We start from the raw sequence: 26,763 nt of genomic DNA, 5'->3' as shown, positions 1-26,763 counted from the left end.
CCGCACCACGCGTAACACCCTTTCCCGACTGCGAGGTTTCCCGCTCATGGCACCCAAGGCCGCCCCCTCCTCCGAGGACAAGCTCCGCGACTACCTCAAGAAGGTCACCGCAGACCTGCGGCGCACCAAGCAGAGGCTGGAATCCGTCGAGGCCAGGGACAGCGAGCCGATCGCCATCGTGGGCATGGCCTGCCGGTTCCCCGGCGGTGTCCATTCCCCCGAGGACCTGTGGCGGATGGTCGCCGACGGCACCGACGCCGTCGGCCGCCTGCCGGAGGACCGCGGCTGGGACACCGAGGGCATCTACGACCCCAACCCGGGTACCCCGGGCAAGAGTTACGTGCGCCACGGCGGCTTCCTCGACGCCGCCGCCGACTTCGACGCCGACCTCTTCGGCATCGCCCCGCGCGAGGCCCTCGCCATGGACCCGCAGCAGCGGCTGCTGCTCGAAACCTCCTGGGAGGCCGTCGAGCACGCCCGCATCGACCCCGCCGCCCTGCGCGGCACCGAGACCGGTGTCTTCATCGGCGGCGCGGACACCGACTACGGCTCCCTCGCCAAGCAGACCGCCGAGACCGAGGGCCACCTGCTGACCGGCGGCGCGGTCAGCGTCCTGTCCGGCCGGATCTCCTACACCTTCGGTCTCGAAGGCCCCGCCGTCACCGTCGACACCGCCTGCTCCTCCTCGCTCGTCGCCCTGCACCTGGCCGTACGCGCCCTGCGGGCCGGCGAGTGCACCATGGCGCTGGCCGGCGGCGTCGCCGTCATGCCCACCCCCCGCCTGTTCACCGAGTTCTCCCGCCAGCGCGGCCTCGCCGCCGACGGCCGCTGCAAGCCCTTCGCCGAGGCCGCGGACGGCACCGGATGGGCCGAGGGCGTCGGCGTCCTGCTCGTCGAGCGGCTGTCCGACGCCCGCCGCAACGGCCACCACGTGCTCGCCGTCGTACGCGGCACGGCCGTCAACCAGGACGGCGCCAGCAGCCGCCTCACCGCCCCCAACGGGCCCTCCCAGCAGCGTGTCATCCAGGCGGCGCTGGCCAACGCCCAGCTCACCACCGACCAGGTCGATGCCGTCGAGGCCCACGGCACCGGCACCACGCTGGGCGACCCGATCGAGGCCCAGGCGCTGCTCGCGACCTACGGCCGCAACCGGCCCGCGGACCGCCCCCTGCTGCTCGGCGGCATCAAGTCCAACATCGGACACGCGCAGGCCGCGGCCGGCGTCGCCGGTGTGATCAAGATGGTCATGGCGATGCGGCACGGCGTCCTGCCCCCGACCCTGCACGTCGACCGGCCCACCTCGCACGTCGACTGGAGCGCGGGCGCCGTCGAGCTCCTCACCGAGCGGACCGACTGGCCCGCCACCGGACACCCCCGCCGCTCCGCGGTCTCCGCGTTCGGCATCAGCGGCACGAACGCCCACGTGGTGCTCGAAGAGGCCGTAGCGTCCCCGGCGGACCAGGAGAGCACCCCCGAGGCCGGAACGGGCGGCCCCACGGTGGTCCCGTGGGCCCTGTCCGGCCGTACGGAGCAGGCACTCCGGGACCAGATCGCGCGCCTGCACGCCCACCTGGAGCAGTCCGCGCCCCGCCCGGCGGACGTCGCCCTGACGCTCGCCTCGGCCCGGTCCGCGCTCGGTCACCGGGCGGTGCTGCTGGGCGGCACGCAGCCGGTCGCCGAGGGCGTGGCGCGCGCCGGGAAGACGGCGTTCCTGTTCACCGGCCAGGGGTCGCAACGCCTGGGCATGGGCCGTGAGCTGTATGCCCGTTTCCCGGTGTTCGCGTCGGCGTTCGATGCGGTGTGTGCGGAGCTGGACGTCCCGGTGCGGGAGGTGGTGTGGGGTGAGGACGCGGAGGCGCTGAACCAGACGATGTTCGCGCAGGCGGCGTTGTTCGCCGTGGAGGTGGCGCTGTATCGCCTGGTCGAGTCGTGGGGCGTGAAGCCGGACTTCGTGGCGGGTCACTCCATTGGTGAGGTGGCTGCGGCGCATGTGGCCGGGGTGTTCTCGCTGGCCGACGCGTGTGCGCTGGTGGCTGCGCGTGGGCGGTTGATGCAGGCGCTGCCGGAGGGCGGGGCGATGCTGGCCGTGCAGGCGACAGAGAAGGAAGTCCTGCCGCTGCTGGGCGAGTTGACGTCCGTTGCGGCGGTCAACGGTCCGTCGTCGGTGGTGGTGTCCGGTGTGTTGGAGCAGGTGGAGTCCGTGCGGGCCCACTTCGAAGCGCAGGGCCGCAAGACGACCCGCCTCCGGGTCTCGCACGCCTTCCACTCACCGCTGATGGACCCGATGCTGGACGACTTCCGTGCGGTGGTGTCCGGACTGTCCTTCAACGCTCCGGAGACACCTCTCGCCGCTGCGGACGCGTCGGTGTGCGACCCGGAGTACTGGGTGCGGCACGTCCGTGACGCGGTCCGCTTCGCGGACGACGTACGCGTGCTGTCCGGGCAGGGCGTGACGCGGTTCCTGGAACTGGGCCCCGACGGGGTCCTGTCCGCGATGGCTGCCGACTGCCTGCCCGAGGACGCCGACGCCGTCCTCGTACCCGTACTGCGCAAGGGAGTCGACGAAGAGACCGCCGCGCTCACGGCCGCCGCCAGGATGTTCGTCGACGGTGCGGCCATGGACTGGGCGGCGACCCTGCGGGGGACGGGCGCGCGCCTCGTCGACCTGCCGACGTACGCTTTCCAGCGCCGGCGCTACTGGCCGGTGCCCGACCTGGCAGCGGCCGGTGACGTGCAGGCCGCCGGATTCGATGCCGCAGGGCACCCGCTCCTCAACGCCTCCGTCGAGCTGTCCGACGCCGAAGGCATGCTGTTCACCTCCCGCCTCTCGGCCCAGTCGCACCCCTGGCTCACCGACCACGTGGTGCGCGGCTCGGCCCTCCTGCCGGGAACGGCGTTCCTGGAGCTCGCCGTCCGCGCGGGCGACGAGGTCGGGTGCGGGACGGTCGAGGAACTCACGCTCGCCGCACCGCTCGTTCTGCCCGAGGAAGGTGGCGTGCAGCTGCAACTGCGGGTGGCCGCCGACAGCGACGGCCGGCGCACGGTGAGCATCCGCTCCCGCCGCGAGGGCGCCGACGACCAGGCCTGGCTCCAGCACGCGACGGGTGTCCTCACGTCCGGCGAGCGCACCGTGGCCCTGGACGCCCCGAACGCCGTCTGGCCCCCGGCCGGTGCCGAGCCGGTGGACCTGACGGGTCTCTACGACCGCATGTCCGAGGCGGGGTTCGACTACGGCCCGGTCTTCCAGGGCCTGCGCGCCGCCTGGCAGCGGGGCGAGGACGTGTACGCCGAGGTCGCCCTCCCCGAGGGTGTCGACGGCAGCCGTTACGGGCTGCACCCCGCCCTGCTGGACGCCGCCCTGCACGTGACCGCGTTCAACGGGGTGCCTCGGGGCGTCGTGCCCTTCTCCTGGGAGGGCGTGTCGCTGCACGCCACCGGCGCCTCGTCGATTCGCGTACGGGTGACCCGTGTGCGCGAGGACGCGCTGACCGTGGCCGTGGCCGACCCGGCGGGGGAGCCGGTGGCGTCGGTGGAGTCGTTGGTGCTGCGGCCGGTCGAGGCCGCCCGGGTCACGGACCGCGACTCGGTGTTCGGCGTCGAGTGGGTACCGGTCCGGGTGGCGAAGCCGCTGCCGTCGGTGGACCCGGACGTGGTCGTCGCCAGGCTGTCGGGCGAGGAGAACGGCGCTGGCGGCACGGGCGGCGAGGATGCTGGCGAGGGCGGCGACGGCACGGTGGCGTCGGTGCACAAGCTCACCGCGCGGACGCTGAACCTGCTTCAGGAGTGGCTGGGCGAGGAGCGGTCCGCCGCCTCCCGGCTGGTGTTCGTCACCCGAGGCGCGACGTCCGGAGAGGACCTGGCCGCCGCCGCCGCGTGGGGCCTGGTGCGTTCGGCACAGTCGGAGCACCCCGGCCGGTTCGTCCTCGTGGACGTGGCGGGACAGGAGCCGGTGACCGGGCTTCTGGAGACCGTACTGGCAACGGACGAACCCCAGCTGCTCGTCCGCGACGGCGAGGTGCTTGCCGCACGGCTCACGCGGTCGGAAGCGGTGCGGGAGACCGCCCCGGACTGGGCCGGTGAGGGCGCCGTCCTCATCACCGGTGGTACCGGTGGCCTGGGCCGGGTGATCGCCCGGCACCTGGTCGTCGAGCACGGCGTACGCAGTCTGCTGCTGGTGAGCCGGAGCGGCGCGACCGCCGAGGGCGCCGCCGAGCTGGTCGCAGAGCTGTCCGGGCTGGGCGCCGAAACCGTCCTGGAGGCGTGCGACGTCGCGGACGCGGACGCCGTGTCCGAGCTGATTACCCGTCACCCGGTGCGCGCGGTCGTCCACACGGCGGGCGTGCTTGACGACGGAGTGGTGGAGGCGCTGACCCCCGAGCGGCTGTCGGCGGTCCTGCGCCCCAAGGCCGACGCCGCCTGGAACCTGCACACGGCCACGCGCGGCCTGGATCTGGCCGCGTTCGTTCTCTTCTCCTCCGTGTCCGGCCTCTTCGGCGGCCCCGGTCAGGCCAACTACGCGGCAGGCAACGTCTTCCTGGACGCCCTCGCCGCACACCGCCGGGCATCTGGGCTGCCGGGCACCTCGCTCGCGTGGGGTCCGTGGACCCAGGACGGAGGCATGACCGGCACCCTGTCCGACGCCGACCTCCAGCGCATCGCCCGCACCGGCATGCCCGAACTCACCCCGGCGGAGGGCGCCGCACTCTTCGACGCCTCCCTGCGCGCGGACGCGTCGCTGGTCGCCCCGGTACGGTTCGACTTCGCGTCCCTCAGGGCGCGGGGCGAGGTGCCCGCACTGTTGCGCGGACTGGTCAAGTCCCCCACCCGCAACCGGCGTTCGGCAGCCTCCCCGGCCGCCGGGACGCCCGCCACCGCGGGCCTGCGGCGCACCCTCGCCGCCCTCGCGCCCGACGAGCGGCGCGAGGTGCTCCTCGATCTCGTACGCGGGCACGTCGCGCTCGTCCTGGGGCACGTCGACGCGACCGTCGTCGAACCGGCGCGCGCCTTCCAGGACCTCGGCTTCGACTCCCTGATGGCGGTCGAGCTGCGCAACCGGCTGGGGGCCGCCGTGGGGCTGCGGCTGCCGGCCACCCTGGTCTTCGACCACCCCACAGCCGACGCGCTGGTGACCTTCGTACTCGACGAACTGCTCGGCAGCGACGCTCAGTCGGCGGCGGAACCGCTGCCCGACCGGACCGTGGCCGCAGAGGACGACCCCGTCGTGATCGTCGGCATGGCGTGCCGGTACCCGGGCGGGGTGGCCTCTCCGGAAGACCTCTGGCACCTGGTCGCCGACGGCGCCGACGCGGTCGGCGGGTTCCCCGCCGACCGAGGCTGGGACGTGCAGGGCGAGTCGTTCGAGCAGGTGGGCGGCTTCCTCTACGACGCCGCCGACTTCGACCCGGACTTCTTCGGGATGAGCCCGCGTGAGGCGGAGGCGACGGACTCCCAGCAGCGGTTGCTGCTGGAGACGACGTGGGAGGCGGTGGAGCGGGCGGGCATCGATCCGGTGTCGTTGCGCGGCTCGCATACCGGCGTCTTCGCGGGCGTCATGTACACGGATTACCGCGACCTCCTCGACAGCGCGCAGTACGACGGCTTCCGAGGCAACGGCAGCGCCCCGAGCATCGCTTCCGGCCGTGTCTCGTACACCTTCGGCTTCGAGGGTCCGGCGGTGACGGTGGACACGGCGTGTTCGTCGTCGCTGGTGGCGATGCATCTGGCGGCGCAGGCGTTGAGGTCGGGTGAGTGTTCGCTGGCGGTTGCCGGTGGTGTGACGGTGATGTCGACGCCGACGACGTTTGTGGAGTTCGCGCGGCAGGGTGGTCTGTCGTCGGACGGGCGGTGTCGTTCGTTCTCGGATTCGGCCGATGGTGTCGGTTGGGGTGAGGGCGTGGGGATGGTGGTGCTGGAGCGGTTGTCGGATGCGGTGCGTCGTGGTCATCGGGTGTGGGCGGTGGTGCGTGGTTCGGCGGTGAATCAGGATGGTGCGTCGAATGGTCTGACGGCGCCGAATGGTCCGTCGCAGCAGCGGGTGATCCGGCAGGCGTTGGCGAGTGGTGGGTTGTCGACGGCTGATGTGGATGTGGTGGAGGCGCACGGTACGGGGACGACGTTGGGTGACCCGATCGAGGCGCAGGCTCTCATCGCGACGTACGGGCAGGGCCGTTCGGCGGGCAGTCCGTTGTTGTTGGGGTCGGTGAAGTCGAACATCGGGCATGCGCAGGCTGCTGCCGGTGTGGCGGGCGTGATCAAGATGGTCATGGCGATGCAGCACGGCACCGTACCCAAGACGCTCAATGTCGACGTTCCGTCGACTCATGTGGACTGGGCCGCGGGTGCGGTGGAACTGGTGACGGACGGCACGGCGTGGCCGGAGTCGGGTCGGGTGCGCAGGGCGGGTGTGTCGTCGTTCGGCATCAGTGGGACGAACGCGCATGTGGTGCTGGAGCAGTTCGCGCCGGCCGAGGTGGAGCCGGAGCTGTCGGCGCTGCCGGTGGTTGAGGGCGCGGTTTCGGGTGTGGTGCCGTGGCTGGTGTCCGGCAAGACGGAGCAGGCGCTCAAGGACCAGGTCGTACGGCTGCGTGCGTACGCGGAGGAATTCGGGTTGCGTCCGCTGGATGTGGGCCTGTCTACGCTCGGCCGGTCGGTGTTCGCCCACCGGGCTGTGGTGCTCAACGGTGACCAGGTCATCGAGGGGCAGGCGCGCGCCGGGAAGACGGCGTTCCTGTTCACCGGCCAGGGGTCGCAACGCCTGGGCATTGGGCGTGAGTTGTACGCCCGTTTCCCGGTGTTCGCGTCCGCGTTCGATGCGGTGTGTGCGGAGCTGGACGTCCCGGTGCGGGAGGTGGTGTGGGGTGAGGACGCGGATGCGCTGAACCAGACGATGTTCGCGCAGGCGGCGTTGTTCGCCGTGGAGGTGGCGCTGTACCGCCTCGTGGAGTCGTGGGGCGTGAAGCCCGACTTCGTGGCGGGTCACTCCATCGGTGAGGTGGCCGCGGCCCATGTGGCCGGGGTGTTCTCGCTGGCCGACGCGTGCACGCTGGTGGCGGCGCGCGGGCGTCTGATGCAGGCGCTGCCCGAGGGCGGCGCGATGCTGGCCGTGCGGGCGGCGGAGGACGAAGTCCTGCCGCTGCTGGGCGAGTCGGTCTCGGTCGCGGCGGTCAACGGTCCGTCGTCCGTGGTCGTGTCTGGTGCGTCGGAGCAGGTGGAGTCCGTACGGGCCCACTTCGAAGCGCTCGGCCGCAGGACGACCCGCCTCCGGGTCTCGCACGCCTTCCACTCACCGCTGATGGACCCGATGCTGGACGACTTCCGTGCGGTGGTGTCGGGGCTGTCCCTCTCCGCCCCCGCAATTGCGATGGCGGCTGGTGCCGAGTCGGTGTGCGACCCGGAGTACTGGGTGCGCCACGTCCGCGACGCCGTCCGCTTCGCCGACGACATCCGCGCCCTCGCCGAAGCGGGCGTCACCCGCTACCTGGAACTGGGACCCGACGGGGTCCTGTCCGCGATGGCCGCCGACTGCCTGCCCGAAGGCGGCGACGCTGTCCTGGTACCCGTACTGCGCAAGAACCGCGACGAGGAGGCGTCGGCCCTCCGAGCCCTGGCCGAGCTGTACGTGAACGGTGCTCCCGCCGACTGGTCGGTCTTCTTCGCCGACACCGGTGCCCGCACCGTCGAGCTGCCCACCTACGCCTTCCAGCACCGGCCCTTCTGGCCCGTCGGCAGCGGCCTCGCCCGTGGCGGTGACGTACGCCTGGCCGGTCTGGAGTCGGCTGAGCACCCGCTGCTCGGAGCGGCCGTGGAACTCGCGGACGCGGACACCTTCCTCTTCACCGGACGGCTCTCGCTGCGGACACACCCCTGGCTGGCCGATCACACGGTCATGGGCGCGGCGCTGGTCCCCGGGACGGCCCTGGTCGAGATGGCCGTGCGCGCGGGCGACGAGGCCGGATGCCCGGCGCTGGAGGAACTGACCCTCGCCGCCCCGCTGGTACTACCTGCCGAGGGCGGCGTACGCGTGCAGTTGGCGGTGGGCGTCCTCGACGGGTCCGGCCGTCGCACGGTGACGGTGCACTCGCGTCCCGACAGCACGGACGAAACCCCTTGGGTCCAGCACGCCACCGGCCTGCTCGCCCCCGACACCACCACTCCGCACACGGCGTTCGACGCGGCGGTCTGGCCGCCCGCGGGTGCGGAGGCGCTGGACGTGTCCGGGGTGTACGAGCGGTTCGCGGAGGCCGGGTTCGAGTACGGGCCCGTGTTCCAGGGGCTGCGGGCGGCCTGGCGGCTCGACGATGCGGTGTACGCGGAGGTTGCGCCGCCCGAGGGAACGGACCTCACCGGGTTCGGACTGCACCCGGCCCTCTTCGACGCCGGCCTGCACGCGGCCGTACTGCTCGGCGACGGCGAACGCGGCGTTCCCTTCTCGTGGTCCGGGGTGTCGCTGCACGCCTCCGGCACGTCCGCCCTGAGGGTCCGGCTGTCCCGCACCTCCGAGGGTGCGCTGTCGGTGTCGCTGTCGGACGCGACGGGCCGACCTGTGGCGTCCGTAAGCTCTCTGACGGTGCGTCCGGTCAGCAGTGAGCAGCCGCACGACGGGCTGTTCGGCGTCGAGTGGACACCGGTCCAGGTGCCGGGGACGACCGTGTTGCCGCCGGACGTGGTGGTGCACCGGCTGTCCGGCTCGGACGGCACGGACGTTACGGACGAGAACGCGAGCGATGCGGAGGTGAGCGAAGCCGGCGTGCGCGATGCCGCGGCTTCGGCGCACGCCCTGACGTCGCAGGTGCTGCTCTTGGTGCAGGACCTGCCCGACACGGCACGGCTGGTACTGGTGACGCGGGGTGCGGTGTCGGGCGCGGATCCGGCCGCCGCCGCCGCTTGGGGTCTGGTGCGTTCGGCGCAGTCGGAGCAGCCGGGACGGTTCGTCCTGGTGGACGTGGAGGGCGAAGAGCCCGCCGGTCTGCTGGAGTCCGTAATGGCGCTTGACGAGCCGCAGTTGCTCGCACGGGACGGTGAATTCCTCGCCGCGCGGCTGGCCCGCGTCGAAACGGCGCAGGTCCCCACCCCGGAGTCCGCCGAGCAGGCGGGCCCGGTGTGGGCGGGTGACGGTGCGGTCCTGATCACCGGAGGCACGGGTGGCCTGGGCCGCGTGATCGCCCGGCACCTGGTGGCCGAGCACGGTGTGCGCAGCCTGCTCCTCGTCAGCCGCAGCGGCCGCGCCGCCGACGGCACCGACGACCTCGTCGCCGAGTTCGAGGAGCAGGACGTACGGGTCACGATCGAGGCCTGCGACGTCGCCGACCCCGCCGCCGTACGCTCCCTGGTCACCAGGCACGACGTGCGGGCGGTGATCCACGCCGCAGGAGTGATCGACGACGGCGTGGTCGGTTCGCTGACCGCCGAGCGGCTCTCGGCGGTGCTGCGGCCCAAGGTGGACGCGGCCTGGAACCTGCACGAGGCGACACTGCACCTGGACCTCGCGGCGTTCGTCGTGTTCTCGTCCGTCGCGGGGACCTTCGGCAGCGCGGGACAGGCCAACTACGCCGCCGCCAACGCCTTCCTCGACGCCCTCGCCGCGCACCGGCGGGCGGCGTCCCTGCCGGGGGTCTCCCTCGGCTGGGGGCCCTGGGAGCGGACCGGCGGAATGACCGGCTCGCTGACCGACGCCGACATGGAGCGCATCAGCCGACTCGGCATGCCCCCGCTGTCCGTGGACGACGGACTGGCCCTGTTCGATGCCGCGCTGTCGGCCGGTCGGTCGGCGCTGCTGCCGGTCCGCCTGGACCTGGCCGCGATCCGCGCGCTGGGCGACGTCCCGCCGCTGCTGCGCGGCCTGATCCGGACGCGAGCGCGCCGCAGCCTCCGTACAGGCACCGCCGACTCGGCCGGACTGCGCAGGAGCCTGTCCGGCCTCGCCGCAGCCGAACGGCACGAGGCCGTACTCGACCTGGTGCGCGCACAGATCGCGCTGGTCCTCGGCCACGCGGGTGCGGCAGCCATCGACCCCGCGCGGGCGTTCCAGGACCTGGGCTTCGACTCCCTGACGGCGGTCGAGCTGCGCAACCGGCTCGGCGCGGCAACCGGTCTGCGGCTGCCTGCCACCGTGGTCTTCGACTACCCGACGGCGGACGCGCTCGCGACGTTCGTGCGCGACGAGATCCTCGGGGAGGAGACCGAGGCCGCGCCGGTGCCCGTGCCCCGGACCGGAGCCGGCCTCGTGGACGATCCGATCGTGATCGTGGGCATGGCGTGCCGGTACCCCGGCGGGGTGGTGTCGCCCGAGGGCCTGTGGCGGTTGGTCGCCGACGGTGTGGACGCCGTGGGCGGGTTCCCCGTGGACCGTGGCTGGGAGGTGGAGGGCGAGTCGTTCGAGAGGGCGGGTGGCTTCCTCTACGATGCCGCTGACTTCGATCCGGACTTCTTCGGGATGAGTCCGCGTGAGGCGCTTGCCACGGACTCTCAGCAGCGGTTGTTGCTGGAGACGACGTGGGAGGCGGTGGAGCGGGCGGGCATCGATCCGGTGTCGTTGCGCGGCTCGCAGACCGGCGTTTTCGCGGGTGTGATGTACAGCGATTACGCGAGTCTGCTGGGTGGCCGGGAGTTCGAGGGCCAGCAGGGCAGCGGGAGCGCGGGCAGTATCGCCTCCGGCCGGGTGTCGTACACGCTGGGTCTGGAGGGTCCGGCGGTGACGGTGGACACGGCGTGTTCGTCGTCGCTGGTGGCGATGCATCTGGCGGCGCAGGCGCTGAGGTCGGGTGAGTGTTCGCTGGCGGTTGCCGGTGGCGTCACCGTGATGTCGACGCCGACGACGTTTGTGGAGTTCGCGCGGCAGGGTGGTCTGTCGTCGGACGGGCGGTGTCGTTCGTTCTCGGATTCGGCCGATGGTGTCGGTTGGGGCGAGGGCGTGGGGATGGTGGTGCTGGAGCGGTTGTCGGATGCGGTGCGTCGTGGTCATCGGGTGTGGGCGGTGGTGCGCGGTTCGGCGGTGAATCAGGATGGTGCGTCGAATGGTCTGACGGCGCCGAATGGTCCGTCGCAGCAGCGGGTGATCCGGCAGGCGTTGGCGAGTGGTGGGTTGTCGACGGCTGATGTGGATGTGGTGGAGGCGCACGGTACGGGGACGACGTTGGGTGACCCGATCGAGGCGCAGGCTCTCATCGCGACGTACGGGCAGGGCCGTTCGGCGGGCAGTCCGTTGTTGTTGGGGTCGGTGAAGTCGAACATCGGGCATGCGCAGGCTGCTGCCGGTGTGGCGGGCGTGATCAAGATGGTCATGGCGATGCAGCACGGCACCGTACCCAAGACTCTTCACGTGGACGCCCCTTCCTCGCACGTCGACTGGGACGCGGGTGCGGTGGAGTTGCTGTCCGAGCAGCGGTCCTGGCCGGAGTCGGGTCGGGTGCGCAGGGCGGGTGTGTCGTCGTTCGGTATCAGTGGGACGAATGCGCATGTGGTGCTGGAGCAGTTCGAGCCGGCCGAGGTGGAGCCGGCGGTTGAGGATGCGGTTCCGGGGGTGGTGCCGTGGCTGGTGTCCGGCAAGACGGAACAGGCGCTCAAGGACCAAGTCGCACGGCTGCGTGCATACGCGGAGGAATCCGGGCTGCGTCCGCTGGATGTGGGCCTGTCGACCCTTGGCCGGTCGGTGTTCGCCCACCGGGCCGTGGTGCTCAACGGCGACCGGGTCATTGCAGAGCAGGCGGTCATTGAGGGGCAGGTGCGTGCCGGAAAGACGGCGTTCTTGTTCACGGGCCAGGGCTCGCAACGTCTGGGCATGGGGCGTGAGTTGTATGCAGGTTTCCCCGCGTTCGCGTCGGCGTTCGACGCGGTGTGCGCGGAGCTGGACGTCCCCGTGCGGGACGTGGTGTGGGGTGACGACGCGGAGGCGCTGAACCAGACCATGCACGCGCAGGCAGCGCTGTTCGCCGTCGAGGTCGCGCTGTATCGCCTGGTCGAGTCGTGGGGCGTGAAGCCCGACTTCGTGGCCGGTCACTCCATCGGTGAGGTGGCTGCGGCGCATGTGGCCGGGGTGTTCTCGCTGGCCGACGCGTGCACGCTGGTGGCGGCGCGCGGGCGGCTGATGCAGGCACTGCCCGAGGGTGGCGCGATGCTGGCCGTGCAGGCGACGGAGGAGGAAGTCCTGCCGCTGCTGGGCGAGTCGGTCTCGGTCGCGGCGGTCAATGGTCCGTCGTCCGTGGTGGTGTCCGGTGTGTCGGAGCAGGTGGAGTCCGTGCGGGCCCACTTCGAAGCGCAGGGCCGCAAGACGACACGTCTCCGCGTCTCGCACGCCTTCCACTCGCCATTGATGGACCCGATGCTGGACGAGTTCCGTGCGGTGGTCTCGGAGCTGTCCTTCTCCGCTCCGACGATTTCGCTGGTGGCGGGCACCGAGACCGTGTGCGACCCGGAGTACTGGGTGCGCCACGTCCGTGACGCCGTCCGCTTCGCCGACGACATCCGCGCGCTCTCCGAAGCGGGCGTCACCCGCTACCTGGAGCTCGGACCCGACAGCGTGCTGTCGGCCATGGGCCAGGAGTCGGCCGAGTCCGACGCGTTGTTCGTCGCCGCTCTGCGCAAGGGACGCGTCGAGGAGGAGACGGCTGTACGCGCTGTCGCCGAGCTGTACGTCCAGGGCGTGAACGTGGGCTGGGGCGCCCTGTTCGCCGGGACCGGCGCCACCCGGGTCGAGCTGTCCACGTACGCCTTCCAGCGGCAGCGGTACTGGCCCGCCGGGGCGGTGCTGCGAACCGGAGACGTGCGGTTCGCGGGGCTCGGCGCGGCGGAGCACCCGATGCTGAGCGCGTTGGTCAGCCTGGCCGACGAGGACGGGACCGTGCTGACGGGCCGCCTCTCGCGGCAGACACACCCGTGGCTCGCCGACCACACCGTCAAGGGCGTCGTGCTGGTGCCCGGCACCGGTCTGCTCGAACTCGTTCTGCGGGCCGGGGCGGAGGTCGGCTGTGCGGCGGTGGAGGAGCTGACGCTCGCCGCGCCGCTGGTGCTGCCCGAGCAGGGCGGCGTACAGCTTCAGGTACGGGTGTCGGCACCCGAGGAGACCGGCCGGCGCACGGTGGGCGTGTACTCAAGCACCGAAGGAGCCGGTGACGGCGTCTGGGTGCGGCATGCCGCTGGTCTGCTGAGCGCGGATGCCGTGGCTGCGCATGCGGGAGATGCTCTTGGCGATTTCGACGCCAGGGTGTGGCCGCCGGCCGGTGCCGGGGAGGTGCCGGTCGAGGGAGCCTACGAGCGGTTCGCGGAGGCCGGGTTCGGTTACGGTCCGGTGTTCCGTGGGCTGCGTGCGGTGTGGCGGCGTGGTGAGGAGTTGTTCGCCGAGGTCGCGCTGCCCGAGGAGGAGCGGGACGCGGCGGGCCGCTTCGGCCTGCACCCCGCCCTGCTCGACGCCTCCCTGCATGCGGGCCTGTTGGAGGGCGCCGGTGACGACACGGTCGTCCCGTTCGTCTGGAACGACGTGGCATTGCACGCCGTCGGTGCGTCCGAGGTACGGGTACGGCTGACCCGCGTCGGCGACGAGGGGCTCTCGTTGCAGATGGCGGACGTGACGGGGCAGCCCGTGCTGTCCGTGGGCTCGATGCTCAGCCGGCTGGTCTCGGCGGAGCAGTTGGGTGCTTCGGGCAGTCCCTTGTTCGGGATCGGCTGGTCGGTTGTTCCGGCGATTCCGTCGGTTCCGGCCACCGGGGGCGTGCCGTGGGTGCGCTGGGAGGAGGTGCCTGCGGAGGGGCCGGTGCCGGGTGTGGTGGTGCTGGACTGTGGCGCTGTCGAGGGGTCGACGGGTGCGGGTGTTCCGTCCGGGGTGCGTGCGGTGTCGTACCGGGTGTTGGAGGCGGTGCGTGCGTGGCTGGCTGAGGAGCGGTTCGCGGCGTCGCGTCTGGTGGTGTTGACGCGTGGTGCGGTGGCGGTGTCGGAGGGTGTCGGGCTGGATGTGGTGCAGGCTCCGGTGTGGGGTCTGGTGCGTGCGGCGCAGGCGGAGAATCCGGGCCGGTTCGTGCTGGTGGACGTGGAGCCCGGGACAGCCGTGGACACGGTTGCGTCCGCGCTGGCGACCGGTGAGCCGGAGTCCGCGGTACGCGCCGGTCAGGTGTGGGCGCCGCGTCTTGTACGGCTGGAGAAGTCCGACGACCAGGCACCCGAATTCGATGTCGACGGTGCTGTGCTGGTGACGGGTGGTACCGGTGGTCTGGGTGCGGTGGTGGCCCGTCGGCTGGTGTCCGAGTACGGGGTGCGGCACCTGGTGCTGACGAGCCGGAGGGGTCTGGCCGCTCCGGGTGCCGAGGAGCTGGTGTCCGAATTGGCGGCGCTGGGTGCGCAGGTCCGTGTCGCCGCGTGTGACGTGTCGGACCGGGACGCGCTCGCGGGCCTGCTCGCCGAGACCGTCACCGAGCGTCCGCTGACCGGCGTCTTCCACGCCGCCGGCATCAGCAGCAACGCCCTCGTCGGGGCGCTGACCGAGGACGACTTCGACGTCGTCCTCGCGCCGAAGGCGGATGCCGCCTGGTACTTGCACGAGTTGACGCGGGGGCACGACCTCGCCGCGTTCGTGATGTTCTCCTCGGCGGGCGGTCTGGTGCTGACCGCCGGGCAGGGCAACTACGCGGCGGCGAACGTCTTCCTGGACGCCCTCGCCACGCAGCGTGCGGCCGAGGGGCTGCCCGCCACCTCCATGGCCTTCGGCCTGTGGGACGCGGGAGCGGGCATGGGCACGCTCCTCGCCGACGTGGACCGCAAGCGCATGGCCACCCAGGGACTGCCCGTCCTGTCGGCCGGAACCGGCCTCGCGCTCTTCGACGCCGCGCTGCGCTCCGCCCGGCCCGCCGTCGTTCCTCTCGTGGTCGACTCGGCCGCCCTGCGCACCCGTACCGACGAGATACCCGCCCTGCTGCGCGGACTCGCCCCGCGGCGCGCCCGACGCGCGGCCGGCGGCTCCGGAAGTACCGCAGCCGCCTCGTTGGCGCAGCGGCTGTCCGGCCAGTCGGCGGGTGAACGTCGGCGTACGGTGCTGGGGCTGGTCCGGGACGAGGTGGCGTCGGTGCTCGGGCACGCCTCGGCCGGGGCGGTCGGCGCGGACCGGGCCTTCCAGGAACTGGGCTTCGACTCGCTCGCCGCGACCGAACTGCGCAACCACCTGAACCGGGCCACCGGCCTGCGCCTGTCCGCCACCCTCGCCTTCGACCACCCCAACGCGGAAGCCGTCACCGACCACCTCCTCACCCTCCTCGGCGGAACCGGAACCGGAACCGGCGGGGCCGCTCCGGACGCTGCGGTACGGGACACCGGACAGCGGCGTCCGCTCGACGACGACCCGATCGCGATCGTCGGCATGGCCTGCCGCTACCCGGGCGGGGTGACCTCGCCCGAGGACCTGTGGCGGCTGCTGCTGGACGGCGGCGACACCGTCTCCGACCTCCCCGCCGACCGGGGGTGGAACACGGAGGACCTGTACGACCCGGAGCCCGGCAAGGAGGGCAAGAGCTACACGCGCCGCGGCAGCTTCCTGCACGAGGCCGCGGACTTCGATCCCGGTTTCTTCGGCATCTCCCCCCGCGAGGCCCTCTACATGGACCCGCAGCAGCGACTGCTGCTCGAAACCTCCTGGGAGGTCCTGGAGCGCGCCGGCATCGACCCCAGCACGCTCAAGGGCAGCCGCACGGGCGTCTTCGCCGGTGTGATGTACCACGACTACGCGCTCGGTGCGCACCCTTCCGGCACCAGCGGCGGCAGCGTGGTCTCCGGCCGGGTCTCGTACACGCTGGGTCTGGAGGGCCCGGCCGTCACGGTGGACACCGCGTGTTCCTCCTCCCTGGTGGCGCTGCACCTGGCGGTGCAGTCGCTGCGGGCGGGGGAGTGCACGCTGGCCCTGGCCGGCGGTGCGACCGTCATGTCCACGCCCGGCATGTTCATCGAGTTCAGCCGGCAGCGGGGTCTGTCCGTCGACGGCCGGTGCAAGGCGTTCGGAAGCGGCGCGGACGGGGTCGGCTGGTCCGAGGGCGTGGGCGTGCTGCTCGTCGAGCGGCTGTCCGACGCGCAGCGCAACGGGCACCAGGTCCTGGCCGTTATCCGCGGTTCCGCCGTCAACCAGGACGGTGCCAGCAACGGCTTCGCCGCCCCCAACGGTCCGTCGCAGCAGCGGGTCATCCGTCAGGCCCTGGCTTCCGCCGCTCTCACGGCCGCCGAGGTCGACGCCGTCGAGGCGCACGGTACGGGCACCACGCTCGGCGACCCGATCGAGGCCCAGGCGCTCATCGCGACGTACGGGCAGGACCGGCCGGAGAACCAACCCTTCCTGCTCGGCTCCATCAAGTCGAACATCGGGCACGCGCAGGCCGCCGCCGGTGTCGCAGGCGTGATCAAAATGGTCATGGCGATGCGGGAGGGCGTGCTCCCGCGCACCCTCCACGCGGACGACCCCTCGCCGCACGTGGACTGGACCGAAGGCTCGGTGGAACTGCTCGGCGAAGCGGTCGAGTGGCCGGAGACCGGCCGTCCCCGCCGCGCGGGCGTGTCGGCGTTCGGCATCAGCGGTACCAACGCGCACGTCATCCTGGAGCAGACGGCGGCGGAGACCCCGGCGCAGGCGCCCGGGGCCGCCATGGGACCCGAGCCCGAAGGCACAATGGAACCGGAGCCGGCGAACGGGCCGGATTCCGAGGCCAGTAACGGACCGGGGACCAGCGTCACGAGGGAACCGGAGTCCGACGTCACGAGCAGTCCGGTGGCCCGTACGCTGCCATGGCTGGTGTCCGCCGCGACCCCGGAAGCCCTCCAGGAGCAGGCCGCACGCCTGCTGTCGTACGTCGAATCCCGGCCGGACCTGGACCTGGTCGCGACGGCCGGCGCTCTGGCGACCACGCGGACGGCGCTGGAACACCGGGCCGCGGTCGTCGGCACCGGACGTGCGGAGCTGGTCGACGGACTGCGCGGACTGACGGCCGGAGAGGGCACACTTCCGAGTGGCGTCCTCATGGCATCCGCCCGAGGGGCCGGAACGAGCGCGTTCCTGTTCTCGGGTCAGGGGTCGCAACGTCTCGGGATGGGGCGTGAGTTGTATGCCCGTTTCCCGGTGTTCGCGTCCGCGTTCGATGCGGTGTGCGCGGAGCTGGACGTCCCGGTGCGGGAGGTGGTGTGGGGCGACGACGCCGATGCGCTGAATCAGACGATGTTCGCGCAGGCGGGGTTGTTCGCCCTGGAGGTGGCGCTGTACCGGCTCGTGGAGTCGTGGGGTGTGCGGCCGGACTTCGTGGCGGGTCACTCCATCGGTGAGGTGGCTGCGGCGCATGTGGCCGGGGTGTTCTCGCTGGCCGACGCGTGCACGTTGGTGGCGGCGCGCGGGCGGTTGATGCAGGCGCTGCCGGAGGGCGGCGCGATGCTGGCCGTGCGGGCGACGGAGGCCGAAGTCCTGCCGCTGCTGGGCGAGTTGACGTCCGTTGCGGCGGTCAACGGTCCGTCGTCCGTGGTCGTGTCCGGTGCGTCGGAGCAGGTGGAGTCCGTGCGGGCCCACTTCGAGGCGCTCGGCCGTAAGGCGACTCGTCTCCGGGTGTCGCACGGTTTCCACTCGCCGTTGATGGATCCGATGCTGGACGACTTCCGCGCGGTGCTGTCCGGGCTGTCCTTCTCGAAGCCCTCGATCCCCGTCGTGTCCAACCTGACCGGCGACGTCGCCGAGAGCGACCGGCTGTGCGCCCCGGAGTACTGGGTGCGCCACGTCCGCGAGGCGGTCCGCTTCGCCGACGGCATCCGGACCCTCGGCGCCCTCGGCGTGACCCGCTTCCTGGAGATCGGCCCCGACGCCGTGCTCGCCGGAATGGCCGGGGACTGCCTGGACGGCACGACCGCCTCCGCCCTCCCCCTGCTGCGCGCGGGCCGGGACGAGGCCGCCACCCTGGTCGCGGCGCTCGGTGCACTGCACTGCGCCGGGATCGCCGTGGACTGGCGGGAGTTCTTCGGCGCTGTCGCCGACGGCCCGCGGGGCGTCCGGATCGACCTGCCCACGTACGCCTTCCAGCGTCGGCGCTACTGGCTGGACGCCACCCAGGGCACTGCCGATCTGGACTCGGTCGGTGTCGCCTCCGCGGAGCACCCGCTGCTCGGGGCCGCCATGGAGCTGGTCTCGGCCGACGGCTACCTCTTCACGGGACGACTGTCCCTCCGCACGCACCCGTGGCTCGCGGACCACACGGTGATGGGCACGGTCCTGGTGCCCGGCACCGGTCTGCTCGAACTCGTTCTGCGGGCCGGGGCGGAGGTCGGCTGTGCGGCGGTGGAGGAGCTGACGCTCGCCGCGCCGCTGGTGCTGCCCGAGCAGGGCGGCGTACAGGTACAGGTCTGGGTCGGAGAGCCGGACGGCTCCGCCCGCCGTCAGGTCACCGTGCACTCACGGACGGACGAGGAGCAGGACGGGGGCTGGGTGCGGCATGCCGGTGGTGTGCTGAGCGCGGATGCCGTGGGTGCGCAGGCGGGGGATGTTCTCGCCGGTTTCGACGCGGGGATGTGGCCGCCGGCCGGTGCCGAGGAGGTGTCCGTCGAGGGCGCGTACGAGGGCTTCGCCGGGGCCGGGTTCGGTTACGGTCCGGTGTTCCGTGGGCTGCGTGCGGTGTGGCGGCGTGGTGAGGAGTTGTTCGCCGAGGTCGCGCTGCCCGAGGAGGAGCGGGACGCGGCGGGCCGGTTCGGCCTGCATCCCGCCCTGCTCGACGCGGCGATGCACGCGGCGATCCTGACGAGTACGGGAGAGGCCGCCATCCCGTTCGTCTGGAACGACGTGGCGTTGCACGCCGTCGGTGCGTCCGAGGTGCGGGTGCGGCTGACCCGCGTCGGCGAGGACGGCTGGACTCTCGCGCTCGCCGACGTCACCGGAGCGCCGGTGCTCTCGGTCGGCTCAATGGTCAGCCGACCGGTGTCGGCAGAGCAGTTGGGTGGTTCGGGGAGTCCGTTGTTCGGGGTCGGCTGGTCGGTTGTTCCGGCGGTTCCTGGTGCGGGCGAGGTGTCGTGGGTGAGTTGGGAGGAGGTGCCCGCGGCGGGTCCGGTGCCGGGTGTGGTGGTGCTGGACTGCGGTGCCTTCCCTACGGGCCTGGGTGTTCCGTCCGGGGTGCGTGCGATGTCGTACGGGGTGCTGGATGTGGTGCGGTCGTGGCTGGCTGAGGAGCGGTTCGCGGCGTCGCGTCTGGTGGTGTTGACGCGTGGTGCGGTGGCGGTGTCGGAGGGTGTCGGGCTGGATGTGGTGCAGGCTCCGGTGTGGGGTCTGGTGCGTGCGGCGGAGGCGGAGAATCCGGGCCGGTTCGCGCTGGTGGACGTGGAGCCCGGGGCGGAAGTGGGCACTGTCGTGTCCGCCTTGGCGGTTGGTGAGCCGGAGTCCGCAGTGCGCGGGGACGCGGTGTGGGTGCCGCGCCTCGTCCGGCTGGAGCAGACAACCGATCAAGCTCCTGAATTCGCTTCCGACGGTGCTGTGCTGGTGACGGGTGGTACCGGTGGCCTGGGAGCGGTGGTGGCCCGCCGTTTGGTGTCCGAGTACGGGGTGCGGCACCTGGTGCTGACGAGCCGGAGGGGTTTGGCTGCTCCGGGGGCCGAGGAGCTGGCGGCAGATTTGATCGCGTCGGGTGCGGAGGTCCGTGTCGTCGCGTGTGACGTGTCGGACCGGGACGCGCTCGCGGGCCTGCTCGCCGAGACCGTTTCCGAGCGTCCGCTGACCGGCGTCTTCCACGCCGCCGGCATCGGCGACAGCACCGTCATGGACGCGCTCACCCATGAGCAGGTGGACAGGGTGTACGCGCCCAAGGTCGACGCGGCCTGGCATCTGCACGAGTTGACGCGGGAGTACGACCTCGCCGCGTTCGTGATGTTCTCCTCGGCGGGCGGTCTGGTGCTGACCGCGGGGCAGGGCAACTACGCGGCGGCGAACGTCTTCCTGGACGCCCTCGCCGTACAGCGTGCGGCCGAGGGGCTGCCCGCCACCTCCATGGCCTTCGGCCTGTGGGAGGTCGGCGGCGGGCTCGGCGCGTACCTGCGCGACGTGGACCGCAAGCGGATGGCCACCCAGGGCGTACCGCCGCTGACCCACGAGGCGGGCCTGGCCCTCTTCGACGCGGCCCTGCGGTCCGATCGCGCCGCCGTCGTCCCCGTACGGATCGACACGGCCGCCCTGCGCTCCCGCACGGACGACGTGCCCGCGCTGCTCCGCGGCCTGGCGCCCGTCGTACGGCGGGCGGCGGCGGCCCGCAGCGGTTCGGCGCCGGCCGAGCCGACCCTGCACGACCGGCTGTCCGGCCTGTCGGCGGGAGAGCGCCGGCGTACGGTGCTGGGGCTGGTCCGGGACGAGGTGGCGTCGGTGCTCGGGCACGCCTCGGCCGAGGCGGTCGGCGCGGACCGGGCCTTCCAGGAACTGGGCTTCGACTCGCTCGCCGCGACCGAACTGCGCAACCACCTGAACCGGGTCACCGGCCTGCGCCTGTCCGCCACCCTCGCCTTCGACCACCCCAACGCCGAAGCCGTCACCGACCACCTCCTCACCCTCCTCGGCGGTGCCGTGACCGGCGGCACCCCGGGTGAGGAGGAGGTCCGCGAAGCGCTCCGCACCATTCCGACGAGCCGGCTGCGCGACGCCGGACTGATGCAGAGCCTCCTCGACCTCGCTGAGGTACGGGTCACCCCCGCCGACCTCGCGGAGGAGGAGCAGCCGGAACCGCACGACACGGGCGACGCGGCTGACGGGGACGCGCTGGCGGCGGCCCGCCGCGAGACCGCCCTGCTGCGCGCCGACAACCGCAGGCTCACCGCCGACCGGCACGAGCCCATCGCGATCGTCGGCATGGCCTGCCGGTACCCGGGCGGCGTGACCAGCCCCGAGGACCTGTGGCGGCTCGTCACCTCCGGCGGCGACGCGATCTCCGCGTTCCCCACCGACCGGGGGTGGGACCTGTCGTCCCTGCGCGACCCGCACGGAACGGGACCGGACGCCTACTACACCCGCACCGGCGGCTTCCTCGACGGAGCGGCCGACTTCGACCCGGCCTTCTTCGGCATCTCACCGCGCGAGGCCCTCGCCATGGACCCGCAGCAGCGGATCACCCTGGAACTGGCCTGGGAGGCGCTGGAGCGCGCGGGCATCGACCCGACGACGCTCCGGGGCAGCCGCACCGGCGTGTTCGCCGGCGTGATGTACCACGACTACCCGGGCAGTGACGGAAACGGCAGCGTGGTCTCGGGCCGGGTCTCCTACAAGCTCGGCCTCGAAGGCCCGGCGGTCGCCGTCGACACGGCCTGCTCGTCGTCGCTCGTCGCCCTGCACCTGGCGGTGCAGGCCCTGCGGCAGGGAGAGTGCTCGCTGGCGCTCACCGGTGGCGTCACCGTGATGGCCACGCCGGGCGTGTTCGCGGAGTTCGGCCGTCAGGGCGGGCTCGCCTCCGACGGGCGGTGCAAGTCGTTCGCCTCGGCGGCCGACGGCACCGGATTCGCCGAGGGCGCGGGCTTCCTCGCGGTCGAGCGGCTCTCCGACGCGGTCCGCAACGGGCACCAGGTGCTCGCCGTGATCCGCGGCTCCGCCGTCAACCAGGACGGCGCCTCCAACGGCCTGACCGCACCGAACGGCCCCTCGCAGCGCCGGGTGATCAAGCAGGCCCTCGCCAACGCCCGGCTCGCCGCCGACCAGATCGACGCCGTGGAGGCACACGGCACCGGCACGACGCTCGGCGACCCGATCGAGGCCCAGGCCCTGCTCGCCACGTACGGCCAGGGGCGTCCCGCCGACCGGCCGCTGTGGCTGGGCTCGGTCAAGTCCAACATCGGCCACTCGCAGGCCGCGGCCGGTGTTGCGGGCGTGATCAAGATGGTGATGGCCATGCGCCACCGGGAGCTGCCCGTGACGCTGCACGTGGACGAGCCGAGCCGCGAGGTCGACTGGAGCGCGGGAGGCGTACGGCTGCTCACCGAGGCCCGCGAGTGGTCCGGCGACGACCGGCACACCCGTCGGGCAGGCGTCTCGTCCTTCGGGATCAGCGGCACCAACGCACACGTGATCGTCGAGGAGGCCCCGACGGCCCCGGCCGCCGTCACCGAGCCGTCCTCCCCGGAACCCTCCTCCGAGCCCGCGTCCGCCGAGCCCGCATCCGGCGAGTCCCGCGTCGCGGCCCCCACGGCACTCGTGGTGTCCGCAGCGTCGCCCGAGGCCCTGCGCGCTCAGGCCGGACGCCTGCTGGCACTCGTGGCGGAGTCCGAGGAGACGAGCCCCGCCGACCTGGGCCACTCGCTCGCGACGACCCGGGCGGCACTCGGTCACCGCGCCGCGATCTCCGCGTCGGACCGGAACGAGCTGCTGGCGGGCCTGGAAGCCGTCGTGCGCGGCGAGGCGGCCACAGCCGTCGCGACCACCGCACCGCTGGCATTCCTGTTCTCGGGTCAGGGGTCGCAACGTCTCGGGATGGGGCGTGAGTTGTATGCCCGCTTCCCGGTGTTCGCGTCCGCGTTCGATGCGGTGTGCGCGGAGCTGGACGTCCCGGTGCGGGACGTGATGTGGGGCGACGACGCCGATGCGCTGAATCAGACGATGTTCGCGCAGGCGGGGTTGTTCGCCGTGGAGGTGGCGCTGTTCCGTCTTGTCGAGTCGTGGGGTGTGCGGCCGGACTTCGTGGCGGGTCATTCCATCGGTGAGGTGGCTGCGGCGCATGTGGCCGGGGTGTTCTCGCTGGCCGACGCGTGTGCGCTGGTGGCGGCGCGTGGGCGGTTGATGCAGGCGCTGCCGGAGGGCGGCGCGATGCTGGCCGTGCAGGCGACGGAGGAGGAAGTCCTTCCGTTCCTGGGCGAGTCGGTTTCGGTCGCGGCGGTCAACGGTCCGTCCTCCGTGGTCGTGTCCGGTGCGTCGGAGCAGGTGGAGTCCGTGCGGGCCCACTTCGAGGCGCTCGGCCGTAAGGCGACTCGTCTCCGGGTGTCGCACGGTTTTCACTCGCCGTTGATGGATCCGATGCTGGACGAGTTCCGTACGGTGCTGTCCGGGCTGTCCTTCTCGAAGCCCTCGATCCCCGTCGTGTCCAACCTGACCGGCGACGTCGCCGAGAGCGACCGGCTGTGCGCCCCGGAGTACTGGGTGCGCCACGTCCGCGAGGCGGTCCGCTTCGCGGACGGCATCCGGACCCTCGGCGCCCTCGGCGTGACCCGCTTCTTGGAGATCGGCCCCGACGGTGTTCTCACCGCCATGGCCCAGGACTCGGCCCCCGACGCCGCCGCCCTGGTTCCCGCACTGCGTGGAAACGTCCCGGAGGAGTCCGCCGTACGTCAGGCCACGGCCCGGCTGCACGCGCACGGCGTACCGGTCGACTGGCCGGCCTTCTACGCCGGTTCCGGGGCCCGACGCGTCGAACTGCCCACCTACCCCTTCCAGCACCGGCGCTTCTGGCCGACGGTCATGGCGTACGCGGGAAGCGCGGAGTCCGTCGGACTCAGGGCAGCTGACCACCCCCTGCTGGCGGGGTCGGTGGAACTGGCGGGCGGCGCGGGCCAGTTGTGCACCGGGCGGCTGTCGGTTCAGTCGCATCCGTGGCTCGCGGACCACGCGGTCATGGGCACGGTACTGGTACCTGGCACCGCACTGGTGGAACTCGCCGTCAGGGCGGGCGACGAGGTCGGCTGCGCGACCCTGGAAGAGCTGACGCTGGCCGCGCCGCTGGTGCTGCCCGCCGAGGGCGGCGTACAGGTGCAGGTCTGGGTGGGCGAGCCGGACGGCTCCGGCCGTCGGCCGGTGAGCGTGCACTCCCGGCCGGACACCGGTGCCGACACCGGATGGACGCGTCACGCCGAGGGCTTCCTCGCCGTGTCCCCCGACGGCGCGCCCGCGTTCGACGCGGCGGTCTGGCCGCCCGCGGGTGCGGAGGCGCTGGACGTGTCCGGGGTGTACGGGCGGTTCGCGGAGGCCGGGTTCGAGTACGGGCCCGCCTTCCAGGGGCTGCGGGCGGCCTGGCGGGTCGACGACGTGGTGTACGCGGAGGTCGCGCTGCCCGAGGACGTGGACGGCGGGGCGTTCGGCCTGCACCCGGCCCTGTTCGACGCGAGCCTGCACGCGGCAGCGGCGGGAGCGGGGGGCGGTGAGGGCGGCGGAGTGCCGTTCGCCTGGTCCGGAGTGTCGCTGTACGCGTCCGGTGCCTCTGCCCTGCGGGTCCGGCTGACTCCGGGGGCCGACGGGGCCCTGGCCGTGGCCCTCGCGGACGGTACGGGAGCGCCCGTCGCCTCCGTACGCTCGCTCACTGTGCGGCCGGTTTCCGCACAGCAGCTGGGTGACGGCGGCACGGCCGTGCATGACGCGCTGTTCACGGTCGAGTGGACGCCGGTCGAGGTTCCCGACACCGGGGCCGCCGTGCCGGATGTGGAACTGGTCCGGCTGGGCTCGGCGACCGACAGCGACACCGACGACGACAATGCCCGGGCCGACCTTGACAGTGCGGCGGACGGCTCGGACTCCGACAGTGCGGCGGACGGATCGGACGACGCCGCCGGGGTCGTCGGGTCGGTGCACGCCCAGGCCGCGCGGGCGCTGGAACTCGTACAGCTCGTGCAGGAGGAGCGCTCCGCGACCGACTCCCCACTGGTCCTCGTGACCCGAGGCGCGGTGTCCGGCGAGAACCTTGCCGCTGCCGCCGCCTGGGGTCTGCTGCGCTCGGCGCAGTCGGAGCAGCCGGGCCGGTTCGTCCTGGTGGACGTGGCGGGGGAGGAGCCCGAGGCGGAGCTGCTGAAGGCCCTGGTCTCCCTGGGCGAGCCCCAGTTGCTCGTCCGTGACGGCCAGGTACTGGCCGCCAGGCTGGCCCGGGTCGCGGTGCCCGCCACCGCGGCCGCCCCCGTCTGGAACGGCGAGGGCCCGGTCCTGGTCACCGGAGGCACCGGCGCTCTGGGCCGGGCCGTGGCCCGGCACCTGGTCGAGGAACACGGCGTACGCAGCCTGCTGCTCGTCAGCCGGCGCGGCGCGGAAGCGGAGGGTGCCCGGGAACTCCTCGCGGAACTCGCCGAAGCGGGCGCCGACGCGGCCGTGGAGGCGTGCGACCTCACCGACCGGAACGCCGTGAATGGACTGCTGGCCCGCCACCGGGTGCATGCCGTCGTCCACACCGCCGGTGTGCTCGACGACGCGCTGATCGGCTCGCTCACCCCGGAACGGCTGGCTGCTGTGTTGCGCCCCAAGGTGGACGCGGCCTGGAATCTCCACGAGGCGACCAGTGACCAGAACCTCGCCGCCTTCGTCCTGTTCTCCTCCGTGGCGGGCACCTTCGGCAACGCGGGGCAGGCCAACTACGCCGCCGGGAACTCCTTCCTGGACGCCCTCGCACGCCACCGGGACGCCCTCGGGCTCCCCGGAACCTCACTGGCCTGGGGGCCGTGGTCCGGTACGGGCGGCGGCATGACCGGCGCTCTCACCGCGGCCGGCACCGAGCGGATGACGCGTGCCGGGATGCCGCCGCTGGCACCGGAACAGGCGTTGCCCCTGTTCGACGCCGCGCTGTCGGCCGGGCGGCCGGCGCTGCTGCCGGTCCGCCTGGACCTGGCTGCGATCCGGGCCCAGGGCGAGGTCCCCTCACTGCTGCGCGGCCTGATCCGCAAGCCCGTCCGCCGCACGGCCACCACGGCCGGTGCCCCCACCGGGCTCACCGACCGGCTGGCGGGTCTCGACCCGCAGACACGTCGTGAAGCACTGCTCGACGTCGTACGGACGCAGATCGCGCTCGTGCTCGGACACGCGGGCGTGGCGGAGGTGGATCCCGCCCGGGCCTTCCAGGAACTCGGTTTCGACTCCTTGATGGCAGTCGAGCTGCGCAACCGGCTCGACGCCGCGACCGGCCTGCGGCTGCCCGCCACGCTGGTCTTCGACTACCCGACGGCGGACGCGCTGGTGGGCTTCCTGAACGACGAGCTGTTCGACGAGCCGGACGGCGGGGCGCTCGCCCACGCAACGGCGGCCGAGCAGTTGCTTGCCGCGCGGAGCGCGACGGACGCGGACGATCCGGTGGTGATCGTGGGCATGGCCTGCCGCTACCCGGGAGGCGTGACCTCGCCGGAGGGGCTGTGGCGGTTGGTCGCCGACGGCGTGGACGCCGTGGGCGGCTTCCCCACCGATCGCGGCTGGGACGTGGAGTCGCTCTACGACCCGGCGCCGGAGAACCTGGGCACCAGCTACACCCGCTCCGGCGGTTTCCTGTCCGACGCCGCCGACTTCGATCCGGATTTCTTCGGGATGAGTCCGCGTGAGGCGCTTGCCACGGACTCTCAGCAGCGGTTGTTGCTGGAGACGACGTGGGAGGCGGTGGAGCGGGCGGGCATTGATCCGGTGTCGTTGCGCGGCTCGCAGACCGGCGTTTTCGCGGGTGTGATGTACAGCGATTACGCGAGTCTGCTGGGTGGCCGGGAGTTCGAGGGCCAGCAGGGCAGCGGGAGCGCGGGAAGTATTGCCTCCGGTCGGGTGTCGTACGCGTTGGGTCTGGAGGGTCCGGCGGTGACGGTGGACACGGCGTGTTCGTCGTCGCTGGTGGCGATGCATCTGGCGGCGCAGGCGCTGAGGGCGGGTGAGTGTTCGCTGGCGGTTGCCGGTGGCGTCACCGTGATGTCGACGCCGACGACGTTCATCGAGTTCTCCCGCCAGCGTGGCCTCGCGCCCGACGGCCGCTGCAAGGCGTTCGCCGAAGCCGCTGATGGTGTCGGTTGGGGTGAGGGCGTGGGGATGGTGGTGCTGGAGCGGTTGTCGGATGCGGTGCGTCGTGGTCATCGGGTGTGGGCGGTGGTGCG

General features: G+C 72.5%; 1 protein-coding gene. It reads left to right on the top strand.

The annotated features are described in order from the left end of the window. Positions 1–46 precede the first annotated feature (46 nt). Positions 47–26,763 (top strand): SDR family NAD(P)-dependent oxidoreductase (locus ACIP93_RS24660; protein WP_401761756.1); only part of this gene is annotated, 26,717 nt, incomplete at its 3' end.

This window comes from Streptomyces sp. NPDC088745 (assembly GCF_044751045.1).
GTDB lineage: Bacteria > Actinomycetota > Actinomycetes > Streptomycetales > Streptomycetaceae > Streptomyces > Streptomyces cremeus.
This window is presented reverse-complemented; position numbering and strand designations above follow the sequence as displayed.